Source organism: Microcoleus sp. C2D2 (genome assembly GCF_036702495.1).
GTDB lineage: Bacteria > Cyanobacteriota > Cyanobacteriia > Cyanobacteriales > Microcoleaceae > Microcoleus.
On record NZ_JAUBTO010000027.1, the window covers coordinates 34,953 to 58,144 of the forward strand.

General features: G+C 45.9%; 20 protein-coding genes. 8 read left to right on the forward strand and 12 right to left on the reverse strand.

Annotated elements, in window-relative coordinates; translation table 11 throughout:
• The coding region (locus tag QUB61_RS11620; RefSeq protein WP_333130792.1) for a peptidoglycan bridge formation glycyltransferase FemA/FemB family protein at positions 1-980 on the forward strand (980 nt) is incomplete at its 5' end.
• A complete protein-coding gene (locus QUB61_RS11625; RefSeq protein WP_333130790.1) occupies positions 977-1,822 on the forward strand; it encodes a DUF350 domain-containing protein in 846 nt (281 codons plus the stop codon). The genes QUB61_RS11620 and QUB61_RS11625, both read left to right, overlap by 4 nt.
• Before the next feature lie 134 nt (positions 1,823-1,956).
• On the opposite strand, the gene QUB61_RS11630 is transcribed toward QUB61_RS11625, so the two are convergent.
• Positions 1,957-3,765 carry a polysaccharide biosynthesis/export family protein gene (locus tag QUB61_RS11630; RefSeq protein WP_333130788.1) on the reverse strand — a complete coding sequence of 603 codons (1,809 nt, stop codon included), beginning with the start codon at positions 3,763-3,765 and terminating at the stop codon, positions 1,957-1,959.
• A 236-nt stretch (positions 3,766-4,001) separates the two neighbouring features.
• Between QUB61_RS11630 and QUB61_RS11635 the strand changes: the two genes are divergently transcribed.
• Complete coding sequence (locus QUB61_RS11635; RefSeq protein WP_333130786.1) at positions 4,002-4,697, forward strand: class I SAM-dependent methyltransferase; 696 nt, start codon at positions 4,002-4,004, stop codon at positions 4,695-4,697.
• Between the two features lie 16 nt (positions 4,698-4,713).
• On the opposite strand, the gene QUB61_RS11640 is transcribed toward QUB61_RS11635, so the two are convergent.
• Positions 4,714-5,067, reverse strand: coding sequence for a DUF4864 domain-containing protein (locus QUB61_RS11640; protein ID WP_333130784.1), 354 nt, complete (start codon positions 5,065-5,067; stop codon positions 4,714-4,716).
• Positions 5,068-5,249: 182 nt separating this feature from the next.
• Between QUB61_RS11640 and QUB61_RS11645 the strand changes: the two genes are divergently transcribed.
• The 5 genes from QUB61_RS11645 to QUB61_RS11665 all read left to right on the forward strand — a co-directional run bounded on the left by QUB61_RS11645 (position 5,250) and on the right by QUB61_RS11665 (position 9,708).
• Positions 5,250-5,390 carry a hypothetical protein gene (locus QUB61_RS11645; protein WP_333130783.1) on the forward strand — a complete coding sequence of 47 codons (141 nt, stop codon included), beginning with the start codon at positions 5,250-5,252 and terminating at the stop codon, positions 5,388-5,390.
• A gap of 103 nt (positions 5,391-5,493) precedes the next feature.
• Positions 5,494-6,276: an endonuclease NucS domain-containing protein gene (locus QUB61_RS11650; RefSeq protein WP_333130781.1), complete on the forward strand. Its 783-nt coding sequence runs from the start codon at positions 5,494-5,496 to the stop codon at positions 6,274-6,276.
• A gap of 254 nt (positions 6,277-6,530) precedes the next feature.
• Complete coding sequence (locus QUB61_RS11655) at positions 6,531-7,169, forward strand: histidine phosphatase family protein (protein ID WP_333130779.1); 639 nt, start codon at positions 6,531-6,533, stop codon at positions 7,167-7,169.
• A gap of 147 nt (positions 7,170-7,316) precedes the next feature.
• Complete coding sequence (locus QUB61_RS11660; RefSeq protein ID WP_333130777.1) at positions 7,317-8,084, forward strand: YebC/PmpR family DNA-binding transcriptional regulator; 768 nt, start codon at positions 7,317-7,319, stop codon at positions 8,082-8,084.
• Between the two features lie 121 nt (positions 8,085-8,205).
• A complete protein-coding gene (locus QUB61_RS11665; RefSeq protein WP_333130775.1) occupies positions 8,206-9,708 on the forward strand; it encodes a hypothetical protein in 1,503 nt (500 codons plus the stop codon).
• 372 nt (positions 9,709-10,080) lie between these two features.
• Here the strand turns inward: QUB61_RS11665 and QUB61_RS11670 are convergent, their stop codons facing one another.
• The 10 genes from QUB61_RS11670 to QUB61_RS11715 all read right to left on the reverse strand — a co-directional run bounded on the left by QUB61_RS11670 (position 10,081) and on the right by QUB61_RS11715 (position 22,981).
• Positions 10,081-10,683, reverse strand: a complete 603-nt coding sequence (locus tag QUB61_RS11670; RefSeq protein WP_333130773.1) for a Uma2 family endonuclease — start codon at positions 10,681-10,683, stop codon at positions 10,081-10,083.
• 120 nt (positions 10,684-10,803) lie between these two features.
• Positions 10,804-12,678 carry an adenylate/guanylate cyclase domain-containing protein gene (locus tag QUB61_RS11675; RefSeq protein ID WP_333130771.1) on the reverse strand — a complete coding sequence of 625 codons (1,875 nt, stop codon included), beginning with the start codon at positions 12,676-12,678 and terminating at the stop codon, positions 10,804-10,806.
• Positions 12,679-12,837: 159 nt separating this feature from the next.
• Entirely contained in the window at positions 12,838-16,146 is a 3,309-nt protein-coding gene (locus QUB61_RS11680) for a PAS domain S-box protein (RefSeq protein WP_333130770.1), read from the reverse strand.
• A gap of 82 nt (positions 16,147-16,228) precedes the next feature.
• A complete protein-coding gene (locus tag QUB61_RS11685) occupies positions 16,229-16,393 on the reverse strand; it encodes a hypothetical protein (protein WP_333130768.1) in 165 nt (54 codons plus the stop codon).
• A gap of 27 nt (positions 16,394-16,420) precedes the next feature.
• A complete protein-coding gene (locus tag QUB61_RS11690; RefSeq protein WP_333130766.1) occupies positions 16,421-16,741 on the reverse strand; it encodes a zinc ribbon domain-containing protein in 321 nt (106 codons plus the stop codon).
• 583 nt (positions 16,742-17,324) lie between these two features.
• Positions 17,325-20,576, reverse strand: a complete 3,252-nt coding sequence (locus QUB61_RS11695; RefSeq protein ID WP_333130764.1) for an AAA family ATPase — start codon at positions 20,574-20,576, stop codon at positions 17,325-17,327.
• A gap of 143 nt (positions 20,577-20,719) precedes the next feature.
• On the reverse strand, positions 20,720-21,958 hold the full coding sequence (locus tag QUB61_RS11700) for a transposase (protein ID WP_333130762.1): 1,239 nt from the start codon (positions 21,956-21,958) through the stop codon (positions 20,720-20,722).
• On the reverse strand, positions 21,949-22,134 hold the full coding sequence (locus QUB61_RS11705) for a helix-turn-helix domain-containing protein (protein ID WP_333130760.1): 186 nt from the start codon (positions 22,132-22,134) through the stop codon (positions 21,949-21,951). The genes QUB61_RS11700 and QUB61_RS11705 overlap by 10 nt, the downstream gene beginning before the upstream one ends.
• 285 nt (positions 22,135-22,419) lie before the next feature.
• Positions 22,420-22,596 (reverse strand): type II toxin-antitoxin system PemK/MazF family toxin, encoded by a 177-nt coding sequence (locus tag QUB61_RS11710; RefSeq protein ID WP_333130756.1) that lies wholly within the window; start codon positions 22,594-22,596, stop codon positions 22,420-22,422.
• Complete coding sequence (locus QUB61_RS11715) at positions 22,589-22,981, reverse strand: hypothetical protein (protein WP_333189946.1); 393 nt, start codon at positions 22,979-22,981, stop codon at positions 22,589-22,591. Before QUB61_RS11715 ends, QUB61_RS11710 begins: the two co-directional genes overlap by 8 nt.
• Between the last annotated feature and the right edge of the window lie 211 nt (positions 22,982-23,192).

The window sequence follows — 23,192 nt, forward strand, 5'->3', positions numbered from 1 at the left end:
GAACAGGCATTTTGCCTGTTGCTGATATGGATTGTGGAACAGGCATTTTGCCTGTTGCAGGCGGGCTAGAAGCCCACCCCACAACAAATGATATTGATTGTGGAATAGACATTTTGCCTGTTCAAGCACAGAAATTAATCGGTGGCTGTATTTTTTATTACTATCCTCATCCAGGAAAAGCTAATTTATTGCTAGCGACAGGCGGGCCGATTTTACCGCTAGAATATCGGGCACCAGGGATGCAGATGTTGTTAGAAACAGCAAGAAAGCTAGCAAAAGAATTAGGAGCGATCGCCCTACGAATCGAACCCCTGTGGTCAGAAAAACCCGGTTATTTAGAAGGGTTTGCGCGTGCTCCTGCCGATTCGTTGCCATCAGAAACGCTGTTGGTTGATTTGCGTGCTTCGGAAACGGAAATCTTGGCGGCTATGAAGCCAAAAGGTCGATATAATTTGCGTTTAAGCCAGCGGCGGGGTGTAGAAATAGAATTTACAGCAGACTCGCAAGCTATCCCTTTATTTTACGATATTTTTCGAGAAACTGTACGGCGACAGCAGTTTTTTGGAGAACCTTACGGCTTTTTTATTAACCTGTGTCAAACTTTATTTGCCGCACAAATAGCTGAAATTGGGTTGGCGAGGTGGCGGGGGAAATTGCTAGCAGCAATTTTAGTTGTTTATTGGGGCGATCGCACTATTTACTTGTATGGTGGCAGAAGTGCCGAACACCCGGAAGTAATGGCAGCTTACGGCTTGCACTGGAGGGCGATGCAAAGAGCGAAAGCTAAAAATTGTCAAGTTTACGATTTTTACGGCTTTACTCGCAACCCCAGTCACGGATATGCAAATTTTTCCCGTTTTAAAAGCCAATTTGGAGGATTTTCATTGACAACTATAGGCGCACAAGATTGTTTTTTTTACGATCGACTAGCAGATACATTGATTAGCTTGTTAAGCAACCTTGAAGGAGAAAATAGATGAGTCAATTGATATTAATTGTTTTGCAAATAGCGATCGGTTTTTTTCTGTTTTGGCTCGGACAGCTAGCTTACCGAAAATTGTTTCGGCGACGGATGGAATTAAATTTAGAACTGTTTGTCAAAGATAATCCTGCTGTGGCCATCGCTTTAGTCGGATATTACTTTGGAATTGTCATTGCTTTGGGAGGTGTTTTAGACAAAACTCTATCCATTTTGCCAGAGAAATTGCTGAATTTAGCCAGCTACGGATGCTTGGTAATTTTGTTGATGCTCGCAGGAGCCTGGGTGGGCGATCGGCTAATTCTCAAACACTTTGACTGCGATCGCGAAATCATCCAAGAGCGCAATATTGGTGCGGCTTTTGTAGAAGCAGGAAATCACATCGCTAACGGCTTAATTCTGAATGCTTCTTTAGGGGGAGAAGGCGGCAATTTGTTAGTAGGATTTGCTTGCTGGCTGATCGGATTGGGAGTTTTGGTTTTAGCGAGTGCTGTGTATCCCCGCTTCGCTAAATACAATGTGTTTAGAGAAATAGAAAAGCGCAACAACCCTGCTGCTGGCATAGCTTGTGCAGGATTGTTAGTTGCGACGGGCAATATTGTCAGGATTGCCTTTGCTCCTGAGTTTCAAGACTGGGTAAGCAGTTTTAGAGTTTACGGGTTAAATTTGTTGTTTTGTTTGGCATTATTGGTGGCAATTCGATGGTTTGCAGATTTGATATTAGTACCGGGAGTCAAAATTTCTGATGAAATTGTCAATCAGGAAGTTCCTAATTTAGGCGCAGGTTTAATCGAAGCTTTTGCTTATATTGCCGCCTCTTTTTTGATTGCTTGGTCTTTCTAAAAGAATAACATAACTTGAAGTAAGTTAAGTAAACCTAATTAAACGCACAATTCTCTTGTTTTAGAGCCCAGAGTTCTTTAAGAAGTCTGGGCTCTGCGTATTCTTTTGTTTTAGCCGTTGCTTACTTATGAGGTCTAAGGAGTAGGCTGCATTTGCTGCGGCTGTTGATTCTGGAGCTGAAGTTGCTGCTGTTGAATCAGAAGCTGCTGATTCTGAAGATCTATTTGCCGCTGTCTGTCTTCAAGTTGCCGCTGTCTGTCTTGACGTTGTAGCTCTCTTTCTAGCAGTCTGTCTTCACGTTGCTCTTGTCTGTCTTGACGTTGTTCGCGAAGCTCTCTGAGCTGATTTCGCCGATCGAAATCCCCTCCCAAAAATAAGTTTTGAAAAGCGTTGATAGTTGCTTGAAACCCAGTAAAAACGCCGCTAACAGCGCTGATCCCCGTTGCAGCTCCTGCGATCGGCTGCAAGAATCTGTTGATATTGTCTCCTACCCTAGCATAGCCCGATCGCGCTACAAGAATCACATCGTTGTTGCGGAGAGTTGGGTTATTATTAGGATTCAACCCTTGAGCAAAATCCACCTCGATCGTGCGGCGAGAAACAGTACCGTTGGGGTTCAAACGCAATAGTTCTACCCTGTCTTTGTTAGCCCGCAATTGATTGAAACTGCCTGCGGTCAGCAAGGCTTGGTGCAGGGATGTACTAGGCCGAACCAGCAAAGCCCCAGGCCTGATAACTTCCCCCACAATATTGATGCTAATCGCGTTCGGAGAAAAACTGCTAGTTGCGAGTTGAGAAACTTCAGCTAAGTCTACAGTAGCTGCTGTCGGGATAATCACGCTATCTCCTTCTTGCAGCAAAATATCTTGAGTTGTGTCGCCTTTTTGCAGCAAATCCCAGAGATTTACCAGGATAGTTTGTTCGTTGCCGCCTCTGACTCGGCGGCGGATTTGCACGCGGCGAATGTCAGCTTCTGTAGTGATACCACCAGCAATTTTCAATGCTCTAGTTATCGTTGGTAAGCCCACAACGGCTCCTTGCTGTTGGTCGATAGATACAAAACTCAAGTCTGTTTGTTGGTTGGTCGATCGCACATCCGAAGCAAATACAGTATAAGGCCCTGGCCGGTTTACTTCCCCGACAATTACCACGCCAATTGGTTGAGTAATATCAGCGGAAAAATTAGCACTGGCTCTTTGACGGACTTCTTCAGTATTAAGGGCACTTGCTGTCGGTACAAAAATTGTATCTCCATCTCGAATGGTAACGTCTTGACGCAAATTTCCCGTCTCTAAAAAATTCTGCAAATCAACAGTAAAGACTTGCTCCGACCTGCCTCTGCGGGGACGGCGAATTTGGACATTTCGCATATCTCCTGCTGGTGTCACCCCTTTTGCAAGTTGCAGCATTTCCATCAAAGTCGGGAATTTTACTCCTCCTCCTTCTCTAGTGGGATTAATCTTGTAGGAACCCGGGCGAGTAACTTCACCGGCAAGACCTATATTTAGGGGGCGAGCGACGACCAGAGTTACGGTAACAACGGGAACATTTATGAAAGGTTCGTATCGCCGGGTAATCACGTTAGCGGCTTCTTGCAGCGTCAACCCTTGAATTGAGACGCTGCGAATGATTGGCAAATTGAGCGTCCCGTCAACTAACACTTGATATTCCTTGCTGAATTCAGGGACGCCGAAGATCTCTAAAGCAAGGCGATCGCCCGAGCCTAAAGTATAAGCTGCTTCTTGTGCCAGCGAACCAGTATTGCCGATCGGCGGCAAACTCGAACCCGGAGGTGGCGGCTGCGGTACTCTCGGCCGGTTTGGGTTCCTAGCGGGCTCCGGATTTCTGATGGCAGGCAACTGAGCTATACTGGGCAGCGAACTCAATAGCACCAGGAGTGCTGACAAACTCAGACTTGTAGCGGTTTGAACGGTATATTTCATATTTCTTCCCTGGTTGCAGCCTGGCAATGAACAAGAGCAACTTAGCTAGTTGATTTTAGTTTATTTTCCCTGCTGTTCAGTGTAGCCTCGCTTCGCTGCAAAATCCACAGGTGGAATCATAAAAATTGTGCGATCGAGCGATTTTAGATTTTAGATTTTAGATTTTAGATTGGGAAATTGAAGGATTAAATTGATATAATCATAATTATCTGCTCTTATTTGCGAGTAAAAAATACGTGGGACTTAAGCTTGATAAGGTGATTCCCTGGGGACGCTGCTTGGATGAATACATAGGAATGTTTAGCTTGACATCAAGTGACCTCAAGCTAGCAATTCTTGATTGTGCCGGCGGCCCGGCGAGTTTCAATGCGGAAATGACTCGCCAAGGAAAAAAGGTAATTTCTTGCGATCCAGTTTATCAGTTTACTGCGGTGGAAATTGGCGATCGCATCCAAGAAACATATCACACTGTCATTGATGCTGTCAAGGCAAATGTAGACGGCTACCTGTGGAACAATTTTGAATCGCCGTACCAGCTAGGCTCCGTGCGAATGAAGGCGATGCAGGAATTTTTAGAAGATTTTCCATCAGGCTTGCAGCAAGGCCGCTACATGACTGCTGAGCTGCCTGTTTTGCCTTTCGAGAACGGTCAATTCGATTTAGCTTTGTGCAGCCATTTCTTATTTGCTTATTCTCACCTGCTTTCCGAAGAATTTCATCGGTCAGCAATTACAGAAATGTGTCGGGTTGCGAAGGAAGTCCGCGTATTTCCTCTATTGCAGAGTTTTAGCGGGGAGGAATCCGAACACTTAAATCCGATCGTCACCGAATTGAAAAATAGAAGTTTTCGTGTAGAAATTCAAGAGGCTCCTTATGAGTTTCAAAAAGGCGGGAATAAGATGCTGCGAGTTAGCAAAAAAAGCTCAGCATAAAAGTAAGCATAACTTATTATTCTGTTAGGGGAACCAAATAACAGCCATTAATTCGCCAACTATTATCAAACTGTTTTTCCATGACATAAATTGCTCGGATGGGGATGCCTTCCGAGTCGAGCAACAGCACCGGCTGAGCGGGAATTCCTTCTACAGTGGCGAGGTTTTCAAATAATACCGATCGCGGACGGTAGACAGCTTGATAGGCAATTTTTACCATGTACATAAAGTTTTCTGCTGTGCCAAACTGCTGCTGAATTCCGGGACTGGCGAAGGCAAAAGCCCCAGCAGCATCGTCTTTTTGAAATGCTTGCAGTTGCTGTTCTACGACTGAGCGAATGGTAGCGCGATCGCTTTCACTGATGAGCATATTTTTAATAATTTGTCAAGAGATGGGAGTGTCCAATAGTTACTATTATAGCGCTTCCACTTAAAGGCGATTTTGTGGCGCGATGGCTGGGAAGCTGTCAGGGCGATCGGGGTTTATTTAAACCCCCGGCGGACTACAGAAATTAGTGGTAAAATTGGTTAAAGACTTTAAGAATTGTCAAAATGCTAAGCAGCGCCGCATTGAGGAAAACAGGGTCTGGGTGGGAATTTGCAAATGAAGAAGCCTTAGAGGATTTTGTCGAAGTTCACTTGCAAATTTTGCTGGGTTTGACCAAGAATTTCTTGATGGTACCCGCCACGTGATTTATCCGTGGAATCAATCCAAAATCGAAAATCGAAAATCCTCAAGCCCCCGCATTTATCCGTGGGGTCAATCTAAAATCTAAAATCTAAAATCTAAAATCGATTGACAGTCATCAAGCGGCAATTCACTGTCAACGAGCAAAGATGCGATATTGTAGCGGTGGACGAGAATAAACGGTTAGTTGTGCTGGAGCTGAAAAACGGCGAAGATAGATATGTCGTTCAGCAGTTAACCCGTTATTACGATGCTTTGTTAGAACACAAACCTTTTGCCGATCGCGTGGATTACGATCGACCCGTTCGCTTAATAGCAATTGCGCCCAAATTTCACAGAGATAATTTTACAGACAGGAAGTATCACGGGCTATTTTTTCAATTTTTGCAATTTGCAGTTATCCAAAATCAAGATAAATTTTATCTGCATTTTAAAGACATAGATACACAAGAAACCTCGCAAATAGACATACCCTATCGCGAGATAGATTATAGGAAAAGTGATGACAGTATACCCCCTCCGCCAAGATTAATTTTAGATTGCCTGGGTTCATGGGCTGCGGAAAATGAAGATAAATTTCTGAAAATTCGCCAGCAAATTCTCAGCTTCGACAATCGAATGCAGGAAATAATTGAGCCTAAAAGCATCAAATATGCAATAAAAAAAATAAGCCTTGTGCGGAGTTATATTTCGCTAGAAAATCGAAAACAATTATTTTGTTTCTCTGGTTGCCTATACCTAACAGTAAGAAACAAGCTATTGCCAGGATGCAAGTTCATACTGATTGGGAGATATACTGGCAGTTTAGTCACGTACCAGAAGGGTTATACAAAGATACCAAACATACAAGTTATTTTAAAATACGCGAATATGAAAATGAGCCGAATGTAAGAATAATCACAGCAAAAGATTATATTTGTGAAGATTTAGATGGGCTAGTTGCTCAAGCTTTGAACACATGGCAAAATCGACTTTAAATTAACAAATCCGATCGCACCACATCACTCTTTACCCAATCCACCATCCATCTGCGTCTATCTGCGTGCATCTGCGGTAAAAAAAAATCTCATCAATAGCTTCGCAACAAATCAAATCAACAAATTTTGATATAAAATTACACCTAGAAGCAAAACTCAAAGCAACTCATGCCACAAACAGTCTGGATCGCACGACACGGAAACCGCATTGACTTCGTTAACCCCGACTGGTTTCTCACGGCAGAACGCCCCTATGACCCCCACCTTTCCGAAGACGGTCACGTTCAAGCTAAACAACTCGCCAATCGCCTCAAAGGAGAAGGAATTTCTCATATTTTTGCTTCCCCTTTTCTGCGAACTGTCCAAACAGCAAATCACGCGGCAGAAGCTCTCGATTTGTCAATTAAACTAGAGTGGGGACTGTGCGAATGGCTGAATCCGGAATGGATGCCAGAAATGCCAGAAACTGAGTCCGTCGAAGCTTTGTGCAGGCGTTTTCCCAGGATTGATGCTTCCTACAAAGGCGGTATTGCTAATTATCCCGAAACTGCGGAAGCTTGTTTCAAAAGGGCGGGGGAAACTGCTAAACGCCTCGCGGCTGAGTTTCCCGAAGATCTGTTATTGGTAGGTCACGGTGCGTCGGTTTTAGGAACTGCGATCGGGCTGGCTGGCGGTGCTGAAACGGAAATTAACGCTTCTTTGTGCTGTTTGGTGAAAGTGGTGCGGGGTGAGGGAGAATGGTCGATCGCACTTAATGGCGATACTTCTCACCTCACGGACTCTGAAGCCGTTATCCGCTTTAATTAAAGTTGAGATTCGTGCGAAAAATCGCATTCTATGCTATGTGTGTAAGGTGCGCGACCGGGCGCACCCTACGTTAATCAGATATGTGAGAATCTGGGTGTTATTGTTTAATGTCGATCGCAAATTTTAAATTGAAAATCTCAAATCGGTATGGCTGGACACAGTAAGTGGGCGAATATTAAACGCCAAAAAGCTAGAGTTGATGCCGTTAAAGGCAAGGTTTTTGCTCGAATATCTCGCGAAATTATTGTCGCGGCCCGCAGCGGAGTTCCCGATCCCGCTGGCAATTTTCAACTGCGGACGGCTATTGAAAAAGCCAAGGCGGCAGATATTCCTAATGAAAACATAGAAAGGGCGATCGCCAAAGGTGCCGGCTTGGCGGGGGGGAGTTCGGAATTAGAAGCTATTCGCTACGAAGGTTACGGCGTTGGCGGGGTTGCTATTCTGATTGAAGCGCTGACAGACAACCGCAACCGCACAGCCGCTGACTTGCGAGAAGCTTTTACTAAAAATGGCGGCAATTTGGGCGAAACTGGTTGTGTGGGCTGGATGTTCGACCACAAAGGAGTTTGTACGGTACGCGGCCCGATTGATGAGGAACAATTGTTTGAAGCGTCGCTAGAGGCGGCTGCGGAATCTTATGATTTGATATTAATTGATGATGATACTGAAGGTGCAGAGGTATTTACAAGTGTGGCTCATTTGGAAAAGCTGGCTGATGTTTTGAAACAAAAAAAGTTTGCAGTTTTGCAGTCGGAAAATCGCTGGATTCCTAGCAATACAGTGGAAATAGACACTCCTGAAAAAGCTCGATCGCTCCTTAAGTTAATGGATGCACTGGAAGATTTGGATGACGTGCAAAGTGTGACGGCGAATTTTGAAATGAGCGATGAATTGATGTCTTCGGTCATGGTTTAATGCTTTAAAGATAGGGATCGGGAGCCTCCTGCTGGCACTGCAAAAGACGAAAACTCGCCAGCGGGACGATCGCGCTACACTATGACCAGGAAACGAATCCCCATCTGTAGGCGAGTGGGGAGTGTCAATCCAACGCATTGCTGAAAAAGCTGCATTGAAAATCTCAACCCACAGTAAAGCCATGCTAGATAACAACGAAAGCAAAAAAGACAGCACCCACTCAGAAGAAGTTCTGTCAGCAACAGAAGTATCAGAAACCAAGGATCGATCCGAATCGGAGGTGCAGGCTAAACCAGGGGATAAATCTAATTGGTTCGGTTCCGTTTTCGGAGCCGTCTCTGCAACGGCGAGTGCGGTAGGGAGTGCGGTAGGGAATGCCGGAAGTGCGATTGTTAATACCGCCAGTGCGGTAGGGAATGCAGCAGGCAGTGCTGGAGATGCGATTGTTGTTAATACCGCCAGTGCGGTAGGGAATGCCGGAAGTGCGATCGTGAATACTGCGAGTGCGGTAGGGAATGCGGTAGGGAATGCCGGAAGTGCGATTGTTAATACCGCGAGTGCGGTGGGGAATGCAGCAAGCAGTGCTGGAGGTGAGATTGTTGTTAATACCGCGAGTGCGGTAGGCAATGCGGTAGGGAATGCCGGAAGTGCAGCACTCCAATTTCCCAATTTTTGGGATTCAGCCCTCGGTTCGATTTCCCAGAGTCCTATCTTGAAAAAACTGACTGAAAATTTCAAAATCGACTGGTTAGTTAATGCGATCAATAAAGTTGATGTCGTGACTGCCGAGGCGCAAGTTCGAGAGTTGCAGCGCCAATATCCTCACGAGAAACCTCAAGAAATCGCACATCGCTTAATGGTGGAAAAAGCCTTGCTAGCGGCAGGAAGTGGCTTGGTTAGCAGTTTAGTTCCGGGCGCAGCTTTGGCATTGGCTGGCATGGATTTAGCGGCAATGACGGCGTTATCTGCCGAGTTGGTTTATCAAATTGCTGCCGCCTATGGAAAGGATTTGCAATCGAGCGATCGCCAAAAAGAAGTTGTAGCTATTTTCGGTTTATCCTTGGGGAGCAATTTAGCGATCGAAGCTGGAGTTACGCTTGTCAGCAATATTCCCTTGGCGGGTGCGGTGATTAATGCTAGTGCCAGTGCGGCAATGATTTACGCGCTGGGATACGGTGCTTGTCGGTTTTATGAAGCCGATCTCGATTCCTCGAAAATCGAAACCCAGCTCGAAGATTTACGAGAGGTATTGCAAGCGGAAAGTGAGCAATATTTAGAGAAAGCGATCGCACAAGAAACGGTGATGGATTGGATTTTGGTGTATGTCGTCTATACCACCCAAAAATTCACCCGATGGGATGAGTTATTACCCCAATTACAAGCGGCAAATTTAAATCCCAAGTCTTTATCTGAGATTGAATCTGTGAAAAATAAGTCTAAATTGCCTCCCAAGTTGGATATTTTACTCGAACAACTCGAACTCGACTTTGCCGAACCACTTTTAAAGCGATGCACTGACATCATCGAGGCTGACGGCGAAATTAATGAACAAGAGGGGAAAATTTTGCTGACAATTCAACGGGCTGTTTTGAGCAAAAGAAAGCAAGCTCAAAAGCAAGCGTAGAAAACTTTGATCGAGGATGGGGTATCGGAAGCCACTGAAGCACAAACTGAAGTCTAAGCTATCACAAACTCCCCCGTGCGTTCACGCCCGGAAATGTCAAATCCACTGCTCATAAACTGCCTTAAGCCAATGGTTACAACTCTGGGAACGAGAGCAGTTAATTGATATAATTCCGGTTGCACGAGCAAGATGATTGTTGACTATTGACTGTTGACTGTTGACTGTTGACTAAAATTATGCTTTCGGGACAACTGACTGTTTGGAGGTTGGAACAATACCGATGCAACCGCACACGATATGATTTAGTGATTGGAGCTAAAAAATAAATGACAGATTAATTGATGTCTTTGAGTATGGTGTAACGATCGCGCATCACCAGATTTTTGCCATCCGCAAGACAAATCCCGGTAACTCTGGATCGCCGCTGACTGTTTCAGGATTATCTAAGATTTCAGGATCGCGATCGGGACGGTAGATGTAGACTTTTCTGTTTTTGCGATCGAGCAAAAAGCCGAGTGATACACCGTTCTCAATATATTCTTGCATCTTGTTTTGCAATCCCTTGAGACTGTCATTAGCAGACCGCAATTCAATCACAAAGTCTGGACAAATCGGTGCGAATGAGGCTTTTTCTTCTTCAGTTAAGGCATTCCAGCGCTCTAGTTTAATCCATGAGGCATCGGGGGAGCGGGTTGCTCCATTCGGCAAGGTAAAGCCTGCACTGGAGTCAAAGGTTTCACCTGTGCCATCTTGTTCTGCCCAGTTCCCCAATTGTAGGGCAATCTTGAAGTTGCGGTTCCCTGTATCTGAAAAGGCTGGTGACATGATAATGACTTCCCCACTGGCAGTACGCTCAATTCTCAAATCGCGATTAACTAGACAGAATTCATAGAACTGTTCAACAGTCATCGATTGGATCGCAGGGAAATTGACCGTCAGTGGGACGCTTTCGGTTTGAATTAGCAGCGTCGTCATGGTTTTTCCTCAGTTGGTGCAGGCGTGATAGAATACCTTGAGCTTATCATATCTTAGCTTTGCGCTCGAAAGTCTTAGTCGATCGGGGAGGCGGAGGCTTGTATCCATTTTTGTCCTGGATCAATACTCTTTTTTCCCAGTCATCAAATAAGTAACCATGTATCCTTTACCCTTAACTTGAATAGCGCCGCGCTTCTCAAAAGTGTATTTATCCTTTAAGAGCTCGTAGGTTTCGGCGGTGACTTGAATGCAGCCGGTAATCCCGTGGGATTCCATGCGCGAAGCAATATTTACAGTGTCGCCCCAGAGGTCGTAAATAAACTTTTTTAAGCCGATGACGCCGGCAACGACAGGGCCGCTGCAAATCCCGATCCGAATGCTGAAAGGCTCCGAATGCTCTAAACTGAGGATGCGAATTTCGTGGAGCATATCGATCGCCATGTTCGCGATCGCCTCGGCGTGATCCTCTCGGGGCGTAGGCAAACCGCCGACAACCATGTAAGCATCACCAATAGTTTTAATTTTCTCCAAACCGTGGCGATCGGCCAAGTGGTCAAAAGCCGAAAAAATATCGTTGAGCACTTCCACCACAGCAGTCGCTGAAATTCTCGACGAAAGCTCTGTAAACCCCACAATGTCCGCAAACATCACAGTTACTTCCGCAAAACTTTCGGCGATATTGTGTTCGTTGGCCTTCAAACGCAGGGCGATCGCAGCCGGCAAAACGTTCAGCAGCAGTTGCTCGGATTTAGCTTGTTCGAGTTCCAACTGTAGGTAAGCAGCCTGCAACTGTTCGGCTTGGCGAATTCTTTCTCCGGCTAGCTTTTCGATTTGGGCGGTGCGGCTCAAAGCTGTCAGCATATATGTCACCGGAATCAGAGTCCACAGCATCCCCATCGTCAGAGTTCCCCAAGAGCGCCAGTGCTTGCGAGTTTTGCGAATTTCCGGCGTTGCCGACACGTACAGACACCACTGGCGGCCGCTAATTTTCAGCGGCCTTTTGCAAGCTGTATAATCCGGGCCTGGATTGTCAAGAATCGGGCAGTCTCGCCGGAGGGATCGTTCCACAGCGGCTGATGCTGAAAGCACTTGTTGGCTGGCGGAGTCGAACAGCACCGCAAATTGCTGAATTTGGCCCGGAGCAGGCAGATTTTTCAGAACCGAGTTTTCCCTTTGCGGTAACAGCGACCGTGCTTCTTGCTTCTGTGGAGCATCGCTGGCGAGATAAATAGTGAGGTAGTCGGTATTGCGTCCTTTTAAAGAGGCTTGGAAAATATCTTTGGCTCGAAATACGCCCACAACAAATCCTTCTAGCAGTTGGCGACGGGATTCCACGGCAGTCGGTTTAATGCTGTTTCCGTAAATCGGAACTATTGCCAAAAGACCTAGTTCCGGGGAATTGCCCTGAGTCAGGCCAGTGTAGTTGGTGACAATCATTTCTCCAGTATCGCGCCCTCGATCGAGCGCGGCGCGGATTTCTGGGAGGGAGGCGAGGTCAAAGCCCAATGCTGTCTCGTTTCCGGCTGTTGGTTCGACGTAGATAGCCGGGAAGTATTCGGCACGCTGGAGGGCCTGGCGCAGTCCTCCTCGGGGGTCGCGCTCCGTAATCTCGAAGCTGGGGTCGGTTTCGGTTCTGGCTTTGGCTTCGTAGTTGCGCCGCTCGGAATTGGGGATGCGGGGAACCCAAGCCAGGAGTTGCAGGCTGGGGTGGACGGCTAGGGGACGGGCGACAAACCTGGCAAAAGAGGAACGCTCGACGGCGCTGAAGGCTTTCATGTAGTCGCTGAGGGCGAGAACACTATCTAAGTCGGAGTTGAGCTGGCGTTCGATGCCGATCGAAATATCGTCGATGCGGCGGTGCATTTCGTAGTCGCGGCGGTTATCTTCCCAGTCCCAAACCAAGGCGAATGTCAGCAGCGACAGTCCCACACCCAAAGCCAGCGTCAACCCGGCTGGAATGTAGCGAGACCAGGATAAAGGTAGTTTTTTCAGCATAATTGCCTAGCGAATAAGGGCAGCAGATTAGCACACCGCTGAGTGCGATCTATTTCGGCCTCTGAGTGCGGTTAATTCAAAACCCTGATAACTCAAGCACCGACGGCAATTGGGAATTAAAAGTTATATCTTGAAACTTTTAAATTAATGAACGATCGCTCAGCAGGGGATTTCAATCCAGAATTCCGCTCCCTGTCCGGGCGCTGAGATGCACCGCAGGCTTCCCCTATGTTTTTCTACCACAATTTGATGGCTGATGGATAATCCCAAGCCGGTTCCAGACCCTACGGGCTTGGTGGTGAAGAAGGGGTCAAATAGCCGCTTGCGAACGTCTTCGGTCATTCCCGGGCCGCTGTCGGCGATGCAAATGACGATGCGATCGCAATGACTGAGCTGGCTTTTACTATGGCTTTTCAACTCGGCTGTTTTCATTTCAGTGCGAATTACGATCGTCCGAGGTTGCGGTTGGTTTTGTAAAGCCTCAATCGCATTGCTGATAATGTTGAGAAATACCTGGTTTAACTGCCCCGCACAACAGTTAATTTTCGATATTTTTCCGTATTCTTTAAGAATTTCAATCCGGCTTTTTCTACTTCCCTGATGCAATCTGTGCTGCACAATTAATAGCGTACTGTCAATTCCTTCGTGAATGTCTACCAACTTCATTTCTGATTCATCCAGTCGCGAAAAGTTCCGCATCGACAACACAATTTTACTGATTCTTTCTACTCCTACTCTCATGGAATTTAGCATTTTTGGCAAGTCTTCCTTCAGAAACTCTAACTCTAACTCCTTAAGTTTTTCAGCAATCTGAGGAACTGGGCACGGGTAGCATTGCTGGTAGAGATTCAATAGTTCTATTAAATCGTGAAAATAGTTAGATGTGTGAGAAATATTGCCGTTAATAAAAGTTGCGGGATTGTTGATTTCGTGGGCGATGCCAGCCACCATCTGACCGAGGCTCGACATTTTTTCTGATTGAACTAATTGGATTTGAGCGTGTTGTAGCTGTTCGTAAGCTTCTTGCAATTGGGCTGCTTGTTTTCTCAATTGAGATTCCGAAGCTTGGAGTGCTGCTTCGGAAATTTTGCGGTTGGTAATATTTTCAATCATCCCTAATTTGTAAATAGGCTTTCCTTCCCCGTCTCGAATCAAAGTAGCTGTGACGTTTACCCAAACAATCTTACCTGTAGCCGCCCTCTGGCGAACTTCGAGTTGATAGCTCGTAATTTCTCCCCGATTAAGAGAAGCAGCAACTTGGAGATTTTTGGGATTATCTTCGGGATGCCCAATTTCTATAAATGTTTTGGCCAGCAATTCTGCGGCGGTATATCCCAGCATTTCGCAGTAAGTCTTATTGACTCGCACTAACTTGTTATCGTCTAAATTGGCTAAGTAGATAGCGATGGGTGCATCTTCAAAGATTTTGCGAAATAGTTCCTCGCTGGCCCGGACTTGAGCTTCTAGGGAAAGCCTATCGGTGATGTCTTCAAACGTAGACAAAATGCCGACAACATTGCCGTAATTGTCGTGTAAAGGTATTTTATTTGTATCCAGACAGCACTGGGTGCCGTCGGCTTGCATTTTGGATTCTATGATGTGATATTCTGGGGTGTTGGTTGCCATGATGCGGCGGTCGCCGGCTCGAAAAACTTCTGTTTCTTCGGGCTTCCAGGGCATATCGAAGTCGGTGAGACCGGCGATTTCACTCGGGTGATTAAAACCTGCGACTTTGGCAAAGTTTTTGTTTGCTCCCAAGTAAACTAAATCTCGATCTTTCCAGGCGATTAACTGAGGGATGTTGTTGATTACCAACCACAGCATTTTTTGGGAGGTTTGCAAGGCTTCGGTACGTTCTAGGACGCGCTTTTCAAGTTCTTGGTTGGCTTGTTGCAGGGCGATTTTTGACTGGCCTAGGGCGATTTCTGCTAGCTTGCGATCGCTGATGTCGATTGTCACCCCCTCCCACAGTATATCGCCGCCCGCTTGCAGTTCGGGGCGAGCGATGCCGCGAATCCATTTCAGTTTTCCCGATCGGGTTAGGATCCGCCCTTCATATATCCAAGGTTTTAAAGTTTTGCCTGAAATTGCGACTGATTCTAACATGGGTTTTAGGTCTTCTGGATGCACCGTTGACCATATTAAATCGGAGTTTTTTTGAACTTTTTCTGGATCTAATTCGTAGAGTTCCCAACAGCCGGAACTGACATAAATGAATTCATCGGAATTGTCGGAATGCAGCAAGTATTGATAAATCATTCCCGGCACGTTGGCGGCCATTTTTTGAAATCTGGCTTCGCTTTGCCGCAGTGCTAATTCTGCAAGTTTGCGATCGCTAATGTCTATCAACAAGCCGTCCCAAATAATGTCACCTTTTTCGCCCGGTTCTGGTCGGGAAGCCCCGCCAATCCACTTGATCCGACCGCCCGGAAAAACTAACCTGCCTTCCCACCGCCAAGGTTCTAAAGTTTTAGCTGAGATGGCAACAGATTCCTGGAAGCTTTGCGCATCCTCTGGATGAAGCATTTCGAGCGCAGGAATAGCTGAATTTTGGAGTACAAGAGGTTCTAATTCCCAGAGTTCGCGGCAGCCGGAACTGACGTAAGGGAATGACACAGTGCCGTCTGCTGCTAACTGAAATTGATAAATCATTCCGGGAAGGTTGGCGGCTAGTTTTTGAAACCTCGCTTCGCTTTGCCGTAATGCTGTTTCTGCTTCTACGCGATCGGTAATATCGTAAAATGCCGATAAAATTGCTGCTTCGCCGTTAAAATTAATCGATCGCATCGACAGTTTTACCCAAAAAAAACTGCCGTTTGCTTTCCTGAGGCAGATTTGTTCGCTGTCGCTAAAGCCGTTTTGTTTGACTAATTCTAGCAATTGACTGCGGTCGTTGATATTGGCATAAAATTCATTGTTTTTGCCAGCGATAAGTTGTTCGTAAGTCCAACCCAAACATTCCCCAAGGGCAGGATTTGCATATAAAATAACGCTGTCTTCTAGCCGCGTAATTAACATGGGAACGGGAGTAGCAGTGGCGATCGCCCGCAATCTTTCTTCGCTTTGTTGCAGGGCTGTTTCGGCTGCTACTCTTTTGCTAATATCGTTCTGAACTCCGATAAAATGAGTTATTTTTCCCTGATTGTCTAGGATGGGGGAAACGGTTAATTCGTTCCAAAAAGGAGTTTGATCTTTGCGGTAATTTTTGAGAACTACCTTACTTTCCGTTCCCGATCGTAAACTGCTGCGGAGTTTGTCTAATTCGGCGCCATCCGTATCGGGGCCCTGCAAAAACCTGCAGTTGCGTCCAATAACTTCTTCGCTACTGTAACCAGTCAGTTTCTCAAAAGCAGGATTGCAGTAGATAATAGGTATGTCAGGCCTGCTAGCATCGGCGATGAGGATGCTGTTGCTCGATGCTGCCATCGCCCGCTCTAGGAGAGACAGGTGGAAAGAGTCTGTTGTCATCGGTAGCAATATCCCAACTCCCAAGGAGCGGACAGAACAATAAAAAATTATAAACAGGTTGAGCCATTCTTATTCTATAATTTTATTGGTGAACAAACCAGACGGTCAACGGAGTACCGTTCGTTACACCGCAGGCTTCTTTTTCCCTCGATGCCAGGGATTTTTTCAGTGACGTAGAACCACCGCCACTTTCGTAATTCAGCGCCATCTTTTTGATAAGTTTGGCTAAATTTTCGTCTCTATCCAAAGATTCGCCACACTGACAAGAATGCCATCAATCTGACAATTCTTTAGGCACTTTGTTGAGACAATTCCAGCAATGTTGAGAAGTTCCCTTGGGGTCAAGGAATACAACGCTTTTACCCAACTTCCCAGCAACATATTTGATAACAGTAGTAAATTGACCGCGATCGGCATCAAGCATTGATCTATTCAAACCACTCTTAGCCGCCTGATTATGGGACAAGTAAACCAAATTGCGGTCTTCAATATTAGTTTTGACTTGGGCGCGTCTAGTTATATCATTTCCGGTTACACCGGAATGATGTTGACTGTTGACTGTTGACGGTTGACTGTTGACGCCGTGAACAGTCAACCGTCAACAGTGAACTCGAATTTACTATTCCGATGCTAACGGATTTGATATTATATTCTTGAAACTCAAGTCTTCCACCATCAAAACCTCACACTTTTTGAATAATTTAGGCGCTGTTTTGAATTAGACCTCTTGCAAAAATAACTAGGACGGGCTCTTCGGCCCATCCCACAAGAAAAAATAACTTTTGTGGGATGGGCATCTTGCCCGTCCTATAAATTTATGAATAGGACTTTTGCAAGAAGAGGTCTAGTGAAAATCTCATCTCGTTCTAGCTACGAATTGATGGAGTTGGGAAATTTATTATGTGAGAGTCTTCCAAGACTTAGAACCCTTAATATCAATTCCGGCAGCGCCGGAATTGATATCAGATCGTGTCCGATCGATTAACCATAATATCCCGGTCGGGGCGGGTTTTTGAGATGGGAGATTGTTGGCAGGTATTGTTGGCGAACCCTCCCCTACAAAAATCCCGGTTCCTCGACCGGACATGATATCAGGTCAAAAAAAAACAGAAGTTTCACAATACTGATCTTTTCAACTTTTGTTTCTTCTCCTTCTTCCATGGGGTTCGCCAACCCTTTTAAATTGACAAGCTGATGCAAGAACCCTGAGCAGTTTTGCTTACTTCAATCCTGGCTTGAAAAGCTTCTTTCAGGTGGGGCATATGGGTAACGGTGAGAATGCAGGCGAAGTCGGAGGCGATCGCATTAATTGCAGCAATCAGCCGATCGCACCCTTCAGCATCCTGAGTTCCGAACCCCTCATCAATAATCAACATTTGCAAAGCCGTACCCGCCCGCTGAGACAGCAGTCTCGCCAGGGCCAGCCGAATCGCAAAATTAATCCGAAAAGCTTCACCGCCCGAGTAAGTTTCGTAGGCGCGCGTACCGCGAGCATCAGCAATTAAAATGTCTAAAGTGTCAATCAATTTAGTTGCTTTTTTAGAAGCAGCAGCGCGCTGAGTAATAAATTGAACGTGCAATTGATTCGCGCTCAATCTCGCCAATATCTGATTGGTTTCAGCTTCTAGTTGAGGCAAAACATTTTCAATCATTAAAGCTTGAATGCCGTTTTTACCAAATGCTTGACCCAACTCTTGATAAACTCGCTGCTGGCGTTTAGCCACTTGCATTTGCTCTTTTTGAGCTACTAGCTGAACTTGCAGAGTTTCCAGATTTTGCTGCTGCTGCTGGAGGCGTCCGAGACTTCCCAAATGTTGGTCGAGCTGCTGGCGGCGGCGACTGATTTGCTGTTCGATCGCGCTGATTCGAGCTGTGGGATCGGGATATTCTTGCAATTGCTGGTTCATCGCTGAAGTTTGAGCGCTGACAGCTTGCAAATCTCGATCGCGCACAGCGATCGAATTTGCTATTTCATTAACCCGCTGCTGCACTTGTGGGTACTGCACAGTTGCCGATCGCAGTTTTTCGGCGCGGGCGATCCAAAACTGCGATCGGCGCATTTCGATCCGCACCTGTTCGTGCTGTTCCAAATTATAGCCAATTTCCGCAATGTATCTATCTAAAGACAGAATTTGCTGCTGTATTTCCGAGCTATTTTTTTGCTGTTCTAACTGTTGCTGTACGGTGGCTAATTGAGTTTGCAAATCCGGGCGGCGGGCATTAATTTTATTCAGTTTCTGTTGAGCGTCTTTGATTTGAGCTTGCTTAATTTCGGCCCACCGCAAGCGCTTTTCCTCGCTGCGGGCGAGGGAGTGGCTGCTATCGCTGTAATTGAGCTGTTGCAGTTGCTGTTCGATTTGCTGGAGTTCGGCCAAATCCGAAGCTGCATACTCGCCGGTGCGCAGCAACCGCTCTATTTCCGCAGCGTCTTGACGCATACTTTGCAGCCGGTTTTCGTCTTGGCTTAGCCCATCTAATTGTGCTTGCAAATGGCTGCGGCGTTCCCGCAATTCTTGGTAGGGCGCTAATTCCTCTTCTAGTTCGCGGTATTCATGTCTGAGGACTTGAATTTCGCGCTCGGAGACGGCCAACTGTTCGCGGACTACCCACAGTTGGTTCCAGATTTCCTGCTGTTGGGAGTGGTGTTTTGCGACTACCAAATTCCAGTAGTGTTCGTCTAAAGGTCGATCGCACAAAGGACAATTCCCAAAATTTGCATCCCGCACCATTAAAGGCGAATTCGATGGCTCGTTTTCCGCAAAATTCGAGGATTTACCTTCGCCTGCGGTTTTTTCTCCTTCATTTTTCCGCAGCAGTTGCAGTTTTTGGTCGATTTCGGCGAGTCTGGTTTGATAGTCGCGGCTTTTGGCTTGCAGGTTTCCTAGAAAGTCGTGCCTTTCTTGACCTTTTTCGCGGACTCGCTGCTGATAAACTCGCTTGTTTTCCAACTGCAAAATTTGATTGGCGATCGCCGAGATTTCCTGCTGTAATTGTGGCTGTCGCTGCTGCTGCTGAACTTGCACCTGTCGGTTGATTTCGTCTAAGCGGGCGGTTAAACCGGCGCGGGCGCGATCGAGCTTTTGTTGCTTTTGCTGCTGCTGTTGTAGCAGGGGCGAAACTTGCAGTTGCAGTTGCTCTAGTTCGTTGAGGCGCGATCGAACTGCTTGCAACTGTGCGAGTCCTTTGTCAACCTCCGGCTGCTGTTTGAGAATCTCCCGAACATCTTTTTCATCCTGTTCTAAAACATCTAATTGAGCTTGCAACTGCTGAATTTTGCTTTGCAAAAAGCTCAGTTCTTGCCGCTGCTGTTCTTGCAATTGCTGACGCTGATTTTGGGCTTGTTGGTTAGCTTTTAATTTGCCAGAGAGAGTCTCTTCTGTGGCTTGCAAGCTGTGGAAATACGCGATGCCTGCTGTTATTTCATTTTCTTGCCCTAGGAGGGCTTGCAGCTCATGAAGCTGCTGTTTGGCTGCGCTGAGTTCTTGCTGCAAGCGGCGGCATTCTTGAGAGATATTGTAGTGCTGTTGCTGGTGGCCGGCGAGGAGTTTTTGCCAAGTTTGGCGGTTGTGGTGCTGGAGTTGCAGTTGCTGCAACTCGGTTGTGTCGGCTTGCTGCTGTGAAGAGAGCAAATCGGTTGCTTGCTGCAATTGAGTTTGTTCGGAGGCGATCGTCTCTTTTTGTTGCAGTTGCTCTTGTACGGTTAGCAAACTCTGTTTGAGCACTTCGACTTGAGCTTTAAATTGTTTGGACGTATCTTTGGCTTGTTCGGATAAAGTATCGTAGGAGTCGAGTTTGAGCAGGTTGGCTAAAACTTGTTTGCGTTCGATCGGCTTTTTGAGCATAAATTCATCAGCTCGCCCCTGCCGCAAATACGCCGAGTTGATGAAAGTATCGTAATCTAGTTTGATGTGTTCGAGGATTTTTTGCTGAGTTGTTCTCAGCCCCTTGTCTGTGAGCGTGCGAAAATTCACCCCCCCCGACCCCCCCTTACTAAGGGGGGGAGAAGAATTCACTTCTTCGGACTCCCCTTTACCAAGGGAAGAATTCCCTTCTTGTGGCCCCCCCTTACCAAGGGAAGAATTCACTTCTTGTGGCCCCCCCTTACCAAGGGGGGGGAAGGGGGGGTTTGTTGCTACTTGAAATTCCAAACTTCCCGATTGTCCGCGCCGGCGGTTGCGAATCACCCGGTAGATTTGGCCGCCGGTGGAGAAAGTGAAATCAACGCGCACATCTGTTTCGCCGATATGGATGATATCGTCTTCCGTATCGCTGCGGCAACAGCCCCAAAGTGCCCAGGCCATCGCTTCTAAGAGGGAGGATTTGCCAGCACCGTTAGGCCCGCAAATGCAAGCGGTGTGCAGGCCGCGAAAGTCTAAACCGGCTTCGCGATAGCTGAGAAAATTTTTGAGTGTAAGTTGTATAGGAATCATTTAGGCCATCGCGCCATACAATCTATCTATAAATAACACTATTTGTGCGCTGTTGCCTAGTTATTCAATCCAGATCCAGAACAATTGTCAGTGCTTCTGCAATTTCTTCCTTGACACTCCTCGCCCTGAAGGCACGAGGATTCTTAAGACATTTCGATCTTAATATCCCTATTGCTAGGGTTCCCAAACTCACTGCGTTTGCTTTTTGAGGGTGGTGATATCTTGTGGGCGTTTAGGTACATAATACCAGGTTTCGCGGAGTCCCCGCGTACCATTTCTAAAGCTCTATCTCTAATAGTTTTTGCAGCACCGATGTCAGCATGTTCATGATAGCCACATTCAGCACACATGAATTTTTCGCCATCTCTATTAGACTTATCTGTGTGACCGCAATTTCGGCATTCTTGGCTTGAGTATTTAGGATTGACTTTAATTACGACTTTTCCTTGCTTTGCAGCCAGATACTCAATTTTTAAAATCAATTCACCCCAGCTTGCATCCGATATAGAACGGTTCAAACCTTTCTTTCTGGATTGTCCGTTCTTGAGGTATTTTCCTGTTTTTTCGTCAATTTTTAATCGACACCGACGTAGCATTCCAGAAATATTCAAGTTTTCTAAAGCTATCGCATCAATATTTTTATCCACTATTTTGTGGGCGGTTTTCCATTGATACGCTTGACGTTTATCACCGCTCTTTTGATGAAAAAGCCCGAGTTTTTTAGCTGCTTTTTTACGATTTTTACTACCTTTGACTTTGCGACTAACCCGTCTCTGTCTGATTTTTAAGGTGCGTTTAGCTTTTTTGGTGGTTGAGAACTTGGGATTTTCAATAAAAGAGCCATCAGAAAGATGAACCAGTTTTGTAATCCCCAGATCGCATCCAATTACTTTAGCAACATCTTTGAGAGATTTAGTTAAGTAATCGGGAATAGACTTGGACTCGATCCTAATAGACACTTGCCAACCATTTTGCCGTTTTCTAACCGCACAGGCTTTGATGCTAAAACCATCTGGAATTGAGCGTGAGTTATAGAATCGCATCCATCCTAGTTTTGGTAAGTAGATTTTGTTGCCTTGTATCTTTACTCCCATGACAAAAGTGAAAGAAGTAAAATTGCTACGATTCTTAAACTTAGGGAAGCCTCTACCTTCAAAGAAGTTTTTGTAGGCAATATCTAAGCGTTTAACGTTCTGCTGTAGAACTGTTGAATCTATTTCGTTGTACCAAGGTCTAGCTGTTTTCAACTCGGGCAAAGCTGTAATTTGGATATCTCCAGCACTGCGACGAGGATTCTTAATTTTGCCTTCCGAGTCTACTTTTGAGTTTTTCCAAGGATTACCAGTCGCACCATTCTTGCTAACAAAGCAGGTTAACGGCAAGTTTCACTTTTAGTTCTAATATCGCAGTAATCACCTTGAACAAACTGTTGACTGTACTGGGTAATTCTATCGTTGAGACACCAATTATAGTGACTGCGAAGCATATCCACCCAGTGCGACATTTTTAAATCTTGCGTCTGGTTGGGACGCAGCTTGTAAACGTAGTTTGTTAGCAAGCTTAAATCACCCCCTAATTAGTTAAGTTGTTTGAGTTTAAAATGAAACTGCCAATTCAGTCAAGGAATTTGTTAGATTTCTTAATCATGGAAGCATCTAAAGCTTTATGTTCACCACTCAAGTAAAGCCGTCCTCAAAGGACGAGGTTTTAAACCCAAATTTTTGATAATTGTCTCGGACAAGGTTCCGAGTTGTCGGACAAATCTTTGTTGGGAAACGGAACGGACTTGAAAAGCGTCGGCGGCGGAGACTTTAGCCAAGCCATTTTCGCCGCTGGGTTCTAGTCAAACCATCCAATCAAGTGGGGAAAAAAGATCGTTCCATGCTGTAATTGGAACAATTACTTTGAGCCGCAAAATTCCCACTTCATCATCGCTGACAACCACAACAGGTCTAGTTTTGCCGATTTCATCTCCCACCGTTGGATCTAGTCTGACAAGCCAAATCTCGCCCTTACGCATTAGTTTCTACCCCTGCGCGGAGGTATTCTTCCTCTGAATCGAAATACGGTTCGCTGTCGGGCGACCACAAATCGTGAAGCGGCCCTCCTGGTTCATATAAGGGGACTGCTGCTTCTGCTGCGGCTCTGAGTTTCCGCTTTCTCTCAGCTTTGCGCTGGGCTTTTTCTTCTATTTCTTCGCGCATCATTCGCGAAGCTGTTTCGATGATTTCTAGGCGTTCTTCTGCTGTCAGATTTTTGAGTGCTGCTAAGATTTCTGTTTTGGTCACGGTTTTTTCGGGTGGTTGGTGAGAAAGTACGATCGCACCATGATTATATCTTTCACAAAAATCAATATCGCCGCTCTGTGCTGATGACAAGCGAATTTCAAAGGTGGTACCCGCCACGTGATTTATCCGTGGAATCAATCCACAATCGAAAATCGAAAATCCTCAAGCCCCCGCATTTATCCGTGGGGTCAATCTAAAATCTAAAATCTAAAATCTAAAATCGATTGACGCACCCTACATTACCGGTCTGTGCTGATGGCGCACTCTACACGAATCGCATTAACAGATTTTCCACCATCAAAAAGGGTTGACTGTATTCCTACAGCCA